Source organism: Gilliamella sp. wkB108, from assembly GCF_001690195.1.
Taxonomy (GTDB): domain Bacteria; phylum Pseudomonadota; class Gammaproteobacteria; order Enterobacterales; family Orbaceae; genus Gilliamella; species Gilliamella apicola_L.
Genome location: NZ_LZGM01000113.1, coordinates 1 through 739, shown reverse-complemented (window position 1 = coordinate 739; position 739 = coordinate 1). Strand labels below are relative to the sequence as shown.

The following is a 739-nucleotide window of genomic DNA, read 5'->3' as shown; positions in this document are numbered from 1 at the left end:
GTCACTAAGATTTTTATTTTTATCAACCAGAATAGTTATATATCTTCCTGATACCTCAACAACTTCACCAATTCTAAGCACTGCTTCATCTTCAATAAAAAATTCATTCATAGTTATAACCTAAATAATTTCTAATATTGAGCAAAACTTTCCTAAATCCATATCCTCATCTTTTAAATAAACAATTTCTACATTTGCAAAATCTTTAAATTTATCATTATAAAATTTAGTACTGCTTTCGTTATAGGCAAATATCATTAATTTGAGTGTCGTATTTCGTAAAGCCTTTTTAGTTAATAATTCAATATGTTCATCTGCAAAAGAAAATCCAAAAACTATTAATAATGTTCCTTCTTTATCCAATTCGTTAGAATAGGTTCTTAACAAATCATAATAAATGTTTTCTAAGACAGTTTCTTTAAATTTCTCTTTACGAGGAAGAACTAATGCATGTTGATTAATCCAATCTTTTTGGTTTTGGCTATCTTCAAATCGAATTGGTTTTATTGGAGGAATTTTATAATAGACATCATCACTCTCTTTTTTCCATGAAAGAGAACCATGTAATTTAATCAAGTTTATAGTTGGTAATTCGACGCTATAATTATAAAAGTTTCCAGTGTTATAAATCGATCGATAAAAACTTTTAGAATCATAAATATATTCATTATAGATATTTTTTCTATGGGTAAAACCATCATTTAAAATTAAATTTTGTCTATATGTTGCTGCATCTTCT

At 25.8% G+C, this 739-nt stretch carries 1 protein-coding gene; it reads right to left on the bottom strand.

What is annotated here, in order from left to right; genetic code table 11:
- Positions 1 to 120: 120 nt before the first annotated feature.
- Positions 121 to 739: SIR2 family protein (locus tag A9G11_RS12235; protein ID WP_176701274.1), on the bottom strand; the 619-nt coding region annotated here is incomplete at its 5' end.